We start from the raw sequence: 7,459 nt of genomic DNA on the forward strand, positions 1-7,459 counted from the left end.
GGAAGTGGGCAGCCGGAGTGGTGGTCAAGCAAGCAGTAGCTATTATTCCATAATAGCTACTAGAGGAAGCGTAAATCTGAGCATTTAGTGATAAGGACTGAGCGAATTTTGCTCAGTTTTTCTTAGTTAGAAACGATAACGTAACAGCTATATGAAAAAGTACACTTGTCTAAACAGGACTATTGTCAATCTAATCTGTCCAGATTTGTATATAGTCGATCTAATTTAGCAGCTAATAGATCCATATGCACCATTCTTGCCTCTCGTATATATTCCTTTCCATTTACAAATAGAAGAAGCACGGGAACTGTAAAAATGGAAAAATGACCAGCCACTTCTTCCACCTGCTCTGCTCGTATATGTACAGCGTTTATTTTAGGGTAATTCTCCATGAGTGATTCCACTTGTGGTAATAAGCTATGACATACACTACAACCTTGACGAGATACATAGAGAAAGGCAAGACGATTTGTATCGATAAAATGGTCAATCTCAGCAATGTTTGTTAATTCAGGAAAATGATTCATTGTTGCTCCCACCTGTACGTAGTAGTAATATGGACCGTCCTTATCCCGCAAATAACTGGCAGTAAGCTCCCCACTTCATGTAATAAAGAGAAAAACTAATATGGATAAAAGGGGGATCAACTGCCAGTAAATGTCCGATTGGTTCACCTAACCATTCGTGGGGATAAACAAAAACCCTACGGATAGAAGTTTCACTTTAGATAGATCGATGCTCTTATCATACCATGCCCTGACTGTAACTACGCTCCTAAATGCCTAAGTTTGGATGGATTTCAAGCATCAACATCTTTTAAACGCTTCTGAATGGGGAGATGGGAAAACTTTTTCTACTGATGGTATACGAGTTCCAGAAGGGACTTACAAAAAGCGGTGAATTCGCAAAAGTAATAACTTTATACGAAAACACCGCTTTTTCCATTTTAAGGTTGTTTTTTGGGTACGTGCTCGAATATTTCACCACTTGCGAAGAATTCAGTAACTCGTTGAATCCAGTCATAGTAATCCATCCACTCTCGTATTTCATGGAGAAGCTCATTAATTGCTTGTTCATTTTCTGCTGTTACATCTGCTTCTTGTTGTAATGTATCTAATTTTTGAATTAACCGTTGTTCAAAATTTCGGCTACGATTAATCGCCTTTTGCCATGTAAATATGAACAGAGAAATAAATGTCTGATAATAATCTTCTTCCACTTGATATAAATCTTTTCGGACACCTTTCTTAAATACACGCTCAGCAATGTTCATATCAATCATTTCCCGAACAACCTGACTCATTCTGGTTTTGCTCATTCCGGTCTCAGCAGATAGCTCGTCTAGAGTCATTGGTTCTCTATTCATATAAATGATACCAAGCACGCGTCCAACACTTGTCGATACCCCAAAGGCGTTCATATTATCTGTTATCTTTTCAATAAATTGTGTTTTAACATTTTCAATTTGTTCTGTATTATTCATTGTATAAATCTCCTTATTGGCATGCTCTTTGAACTGTACCACATTGTAGCTAAAAACCAAAATGATGAAAGCAACATATTATTTATATAATTTGCCAAGGGAAAGGAATAATAGAATAACATCTTTAACAATTGATTCTACAATTAGATCATTGTAAATGGAACAATGATTTTGGATGCCATTTTTCCTCCATGATAAATCGTTTCATTCGCTACAACCCCATCTTTATGGGTTTTTGTTGTCTTACCGTTGTTTAAATTAATATCATACAACGGTGCGTTACTTGCTGCAATATCTAGCCGTATCTGATGGCCCTTTGGTAACGTATATGCAGTTGTTCCAATTTCTGCTAATAAACAAATTGGGTGGCTGTCTATCACCTTTTCACGATGAAATGAGTGCATTAGTACCCATGCTCGACCGCTTGGATCTACATCAGCTATTCGTAAAGAAATATCACATAAGCTTGTTGGAGAAGAGCACCAAATTTCTGCTTTGAGTGTGCCTAATAGTTGGATATCATTACTTATCGGCTTCGTTGTATAAACAAGCACATCATTACGTTCATGCAGATCGTTTATATCAAATATACCTGAATCAACACCTGCTATCAACGAACCCCCTCCACGAGTTGGAACAGGATTGTATGGATCAAGTGTAAGTGAACTTTCTGTCACCTGACAAGACGGAATGGAAACTAACTTTCCATCTCCTGCACTTGTCTGCGACTTACCGTTACTTTCCAAAAAATATTCTTGTTGTTTAACGATAGGGAATTCTTCGTATGCCGCCCATTTTTGTTGTCCCATCAAATAGAGTTGTACCGGTTTTTGGATATACAATGGCTTATCTTTTAACCATTTATCAAACCATTGTATATGCACTTCGGTAGGGTCTGTTATTTGGTCAACACCTATATTCTTAGCTGCGACCTCAAAGAATTTTTCACCAGCATGACCAGTCATTTGTTCATGCGTCCACGGACCAATCCACAGCATTTTTTCCCCATGATATGCTTTATAGGCTTGTAATGTTTGGGAAAGCAATGCGTCAAACCACCCTCCCATAAAGAGAGCTGGTATATCTACATCGCGTAATTGGCTCTCCAACTGCACACGTTCGATGAAATGATCGTCCAACCTTCCTTGCATAACATCAAAGAAAAATGAGTCTGGATCAAGGTCCTTCATTGGTGACCACTGGCTGGCGGGTGCCTCATGCAAATATTCGGTTATATGTTCCAAATAATGATTTAGCTGTAAGTCATCTAACTGATTTTTTCGTTTTAATTGATCCTCTATAATGGAACCTAACACCCATGTTTCAAACTTGCCAATCGCATGAGGAGTTGATTCATTACCAATCATATCTCCAAAAGGATCAGCCATTGTCATAACAGGGGCTATGGCTTTTAACGATGGTGGTTGTTCCACTGCGGCAGCAAGTTGTGTATAACCATGATAAGACATGCCAAACAATCCGACTTTTCCATTAGAAAATGGGAGACGAGCCGCCCATTCTACTGCCTCATAACCATCTTTTCCTTCATGTACAAATGGATAGAATTCTCCATCGGAGGCGTATCTACCTCGTACATCTTGGAGTATTACCACATAACCCGCTTCTACCATTCGTGGTACTTCTAGGTACTCGTTATAATAGCGAGGCGTTTCCTTGTTATATGGGAGCCTTAACATAAGAACTGGGAATTCTCCTGCTTCAGTGGGACGGTAAACATCGGACCGTAAAATCGTTCCATCCGATAATTCACAGATTATATTTTTATCTATCAACAGGTTATGAGCCTTCATCATTTCCCTCCTCGTTAAACTGTTCCTTGAACCTTACTTAGAAGATTTCACCGGTTGCAGTTTCCGTTCAATCCATCCCATAATCAGGTCAGCAATAATCGCCATTAACGCAGTTGGAATAGCACCGGCAAGAATGATCGGTGTGCCATCTGTTGCATTTGTTCCAGTAAGGATAATCGCCCCTAGGCCACCAGCACCAACAAAAGCTCCGATTGCTGCAATACCGATACCAATAACTAGCGCGGTGCGAAGCCCTGCCATAATAACACTAACTGCAAGAGGCAGTTCAACCATGCGAAGCAGTTGAAATCGAGTCATTCCAGAGGCATATCCAGCTTCAACCACATCTTTATTAACCTCTTTCATGCCAACATATGTATTTTGCGTAATTGGCAAAATGGAATAAAGCATCAGGGTAACTATTACAGTATTCGTACCAAGTCCCATTACAATCATAATAACAGCCATTGCTCCTAATGCTGGTATTGTTTGGATAATACTGCCGAAAGCCAGTACCCAACTGCTTAATTTCCCGTATTTTGCAATCAGTATACCAAGCGGAATGGAAATAATTGCTGCAAATAATACACCATAGGCAGCCATTAGAAAATGCCTGTAAAACTGCACCCAGATATAACCGCTATTCTGACTAACATAATGGATAAATTGTTCCAATGTTTCCATTTCACTCACCCGCCTTTACTGACTGCTCAAAGTAATTATGTTCTTCAAGAAATTGTTTAGCTACCTTCCGAGGGTTTATTAATTCCACATCTGCTTGATAATTTAGCTCTTGCATGGTTTCCGTAGAGATTTGATCATTTAGTCGTTCCGTGATCTCTTGAATTTTTGGATATTTCTCTAGTACCTTATTAGCAATCACTGGTGAAGCGTCATAAGGTGGGAAGAATTGTCGATCATCTTCAAGCACTTTCAGATTAAATTCTTTAATCCGTCCATCAGAAGAATATGCTAGAACAACATCCATATAGCCACTAGCGGCTGCTTGATACACGAGACCGATGTTCATTGGAAAAACCTCTCCAAAAGAAAAATAGGTTTCTTGAAATCCGTCATATCCGTCCCCTTTACGATTAATCCAAGCATTATCAACACCGAAACGTAAATCATTCGCATAAGGCTCTAAATCAGATATCGTTTCAATATCATTTTCTTTGGCGAATTCCTCTGTCACAGCTACAGAATAACTATTTTCAAATCCATATGGAGCCGCCCAAGTTTGATGGAAACGATCTAGAAATTCACGTTTTACAATTTGTAATGCTTTATCTGGGTCGGTGATCGGATCCATACCAAGAGCTCCAGATAAATCTGTTCCTGTATAACGTGTACTTGTAATATCCAGATCCCCTCTAGTCATGCCTTGATGCTGAACGATAGATGACCCAAGATGCGTCACTAAGTCCGTATCTGCATCCGTTTCTCTCTCAATCATGATTGACAGCATTTCCGCAAGAATTTGGGATTCCGATGTACCTAATGCCCCAATTTTAATTGTTTCACTTGTTGTACTTGCTAGTCCAGGCAAGGAACAGCCAGAAAGGAACACAAATAGTAGAAGTAATATGCTGCCTTTATAAATCATTCTTTTCACATTTACACCTCCAAGTTTATGCCGTTTTATAAGAATCCTTTAATCCATCAGGTGTTAACCAATCTTCTAAAAATGCAAGTGAGCGATCTGCAATTAAGGCAAGTATCGTAGCCGGTATTGTCCCAGCAATAATTAGAGACGGTTGATATAAGTTCAATCCATCAAAAATAAAGTCACCAAGTCCTCCACCGCCAATGAAAGCTGCAAGTGTTGCCCAACCAACAAGATAAACAGTCGATAAGCGAATACCTGCCATAATTACCGGTAGAGATAAAGGAAGCTCCATCTTCACAATCGATTGCCAATTGCTCATTCCCATTCCTTTACCTGCTTCTTTTACTCCCTGATCAACATCACGCACACCAATATATGTATTACGTAAAATCGGTAGCAAGGAATAGAAGAATAGTGCGAAGATCGCCGGAATCTTCCCAACTCCCATGATGGGAATGAAAAATGCTAGAATTGCTAGACTTGGAATAGTTTGTAATATACCAATAAATGAGATGAAACGATCGGCAAAATTCGGTTTCCTCGATAAGATAACTCCAAGCGGTACAGCGACTAAAACGCCGAGAATAATCGCTGCTAGTGATATATATAAATGCTCCCACGTTTTAACAAACAGTTCATGACCGTATTCTGCAAGAAAATCCATCATTTTTGCTTCCCTCCTACTCTGCTCCTGTTGCAGCTAGTATTTCATTCGTCTCCATACCATCGCCCCATATCGTGTCATAGACGAGGTTAGCTAATGTCGCACGTGTCACAATTCCTGCTAGTTTTTTTTCATCATCAACAACAGGCACATATTTCACTCCTCTACGGAGAATTTTGTGAACGGTATCACGTAATAGACTATAGCGAGAGACGAAAAATAACTCTTTCTCCATTATTTCTTCTACAAGATGCATCTTTTTATAGTTTAAATTAATACCTTCTATGTCAATAAAGCCTTGGAGCTTATTCTCACTATCTACCACTAACAATGAATCTACATGTCTATCTTTCATTGTAGATATAGCAGATTTCAATGTCGTTCCCATTTGTACGGTTACAGGTGAATGCTCCATGATTTGTTCGACCGTAGTAACATCAGGTCGACCTTGAATTAATCGATCCTTACCTAGAAATTCTTCTACAAATTCATCTGCTGGATTTCGCAGAATCTCATCTGGAGTATCTGCTTGGACAATCTGTCCATCTTTCATAATCACAATACGGTCGGCAAGCTTCAACGCCTCATCCATGTCATGTGTTACAAAGACAATAGTCTTATCCAGTTCTTTTTGCAGTTTCTTAAATTCCTCTTGCAGCGCATCTCTTGTAATTGGATCAAGTGCTCCAAAAGGTTCATCCATTAAAATTAATGGTGGATTTGCTGCTAAGGCACGAAGTACTCCAATACGTTGTTGCTGGCCTCCACTTAATTCATGTGGGTATCGATCAAGAAATTCCTCCGGCATATCTACTAGTTGTAATAATTCCCGTGCGCGTTTATCTTTCTGTTCTTTTGACCATTTTAATAGTGTTCCAACAAGCACAATATTTTCTTTAATTGTCATATGTGGCATGAGGCCAATTTGCTGGATCACATATCCGATAGATCGTCGTAATTTTACAGGGTCTTGCTCTATCACATCTTTTCCATCAACAAGAATGGATCCTTCTGTTTTATTAATGAGGCCATTGACCATTTTCATTGTGGTTGTTTTACCACATCCACTTGGACCAATAAAACAAACAAATTCACCTTTTTTAATATGTAAATTCAGATCCTTAACGGCTATTGTACCGTCTTCAAATTGCTTGGAAACGTGTTTAAATTCTAACAATGCTAGCACCTCCATTAATACTGTCGAACTTTGTCGTCCTATACTAGTATAGGAAAAAGAAGCGATTATCGAAACAAGCATTTAAATTCATACAGTATAAAAAATTTATAAAATTTATATTGTATAAAGTTTTTATACTGTATAACGTAGAATTGCTTAAAAATTCTTCGTATTTAATGGTGATCTGTTTTTTTACTAAGATAAATAATGGAAAAAAAGCGATATGAAGTTATATGAATCATACAGAAGAATTAGGGTGTCTTGTGGATTGTGGTGAATTATAGAATGTAAAGGCATCTATAAACAATAAAATAAGGTCGAGGGTTAAAAATGTGTGGATAACCTGTGGGAAATGCCGGTGCTGTTTTAACGCAAAGACATATAATAGTAGAAATCATTACAAGCTTGTAGAGATTTGCCCATGAATGAATCTCCCAATACAGAAAGTCGATACGATAGGTATCGGCTTTTTGCTTTATAAGTTAAGAAAGTATAAAATCAGTGCAATGACTGCGTTAAGCCAAGTAGTTATTTTGAAATGGTTGATGTATATTGGCAATGCTCCGACTAATTACTTCGCTTTCCGCAGGCACGGCCTCAACTAACTTTGCAAAGAAGAACACGTTGCAAAGTGGATTTTCGGCTCGCGCAATTCCCGCAGGAGTCTACGTAATTAGTCTCCGCTATGAGAAGGTGCAACAATTCTTGTCATAAG

At 38.6% G+C, this 7,459-nt stretch carries 7 protein-coding genes; all 7 read right to left on the minus strand.

Annotated features, from left to right (window positions below; all coding sequences use genetic code 11):
- Positions 1-185 precede the first annotated feature (185 nt).
- The 7 genes from RVS70_RS21090 to RVS70_RS21120 all read right to left on the minus strand — a co-directional run bounded on the left by RVS70_RS21090 (position 186) and on the right by RVS70_RS21120 (position 6,744).
- A complete protein-coding gene (locus RVS70_RS21090) occupies positions 186-527 on the minus strand; it encodes a thioredoxin family protein (protein WP_026679641.1) in 342 nt (113 codons plus the stop codon).
- 419 nt (positions 528-946) lie between these two features.
- Positions 947-1,483, minus strand: coding sequence for a GbsR/MarR family transcriptional regulator (locus RVS70_RS21095; RefSeq protein ID WP_026679642.1), 537 nt, complete (start codon positions 1,481-1,483; stop codon positions 947-949).
- Between the two features lie 143 nt (positions 1,484-1,626).
- On the minus strand, positions 1,627-3,294 hold the full coding sequence (locus tag RVS70_RS21100) for a CocE/NonD family hydrolase (RefSeq protein WP_321134712.1): 1,668 nt from the start codon (positions 3,292-3,294) through the stop codon (positions 1,627-1,629).
- A 33-nt stretch (positions 3,295-3,327) separates the two neighbouring features.
- Positions 3,328-3,978 carry an ABC transporter permease gene (locus tag RVS70_RS21105; RefSeq protein ID WP_021292463.1) on the minus strand — a complete coding sequence of 217 codons (651 nt, stop codon included), beginning with the start codon at positions 3,976-3,978 and terminating at the stop codon, positions 3,328-3,330.
- A gap of 1 nt (position 3,979) precedes the next feature.
- Positions 3,980-4,900, minus strand: coding sequence for an osmoprotectant ABC transporter substrate-binding protein (locus RVS70_RS21110; protein ID WP_034678163.1), 921 nt, complete (start codon positions 4,898-4,900; stop codon positions 3,980-3,982).
- A 25-nt stretch (positions 4,901-4,925) separates the two neighbouring features.
- Complete coding sequence (locus tag RVS70_RS21115; RefSeq protein ID WP_026679645.1) at positions 4,926-5,570, minus strand: ABC transporter permease; 645 nt, start codon at positions 5,568-5,570, stop codon at positions 4,926-4,928.
- 13 nt (positions 5,571-5,583) lie between these two features.
- Positions 5,584-6,744: a betaine/proline/choline family ABC transporter ATP-binding protein gene (locus RVS70_RS21120; RefSeq protein ID WP_026679646.1), complete on the minus strand. Its 1,161-nt coding sequence runs from the start codon at positions 6,742-6,744 to the stop codon at positions 5,584-5,586.
- Positions 6,745-7,459: the final 715 nt, after the last annotated feature.

This window comes from Virgibacillus sp. M23 (assembly GCF_034190895.1).
GTDB lineage: Bacteria > Bacillota > Bacilli > Bacillales > Amphibacillaceae > Virgibacillus > Virgibacillus salarius.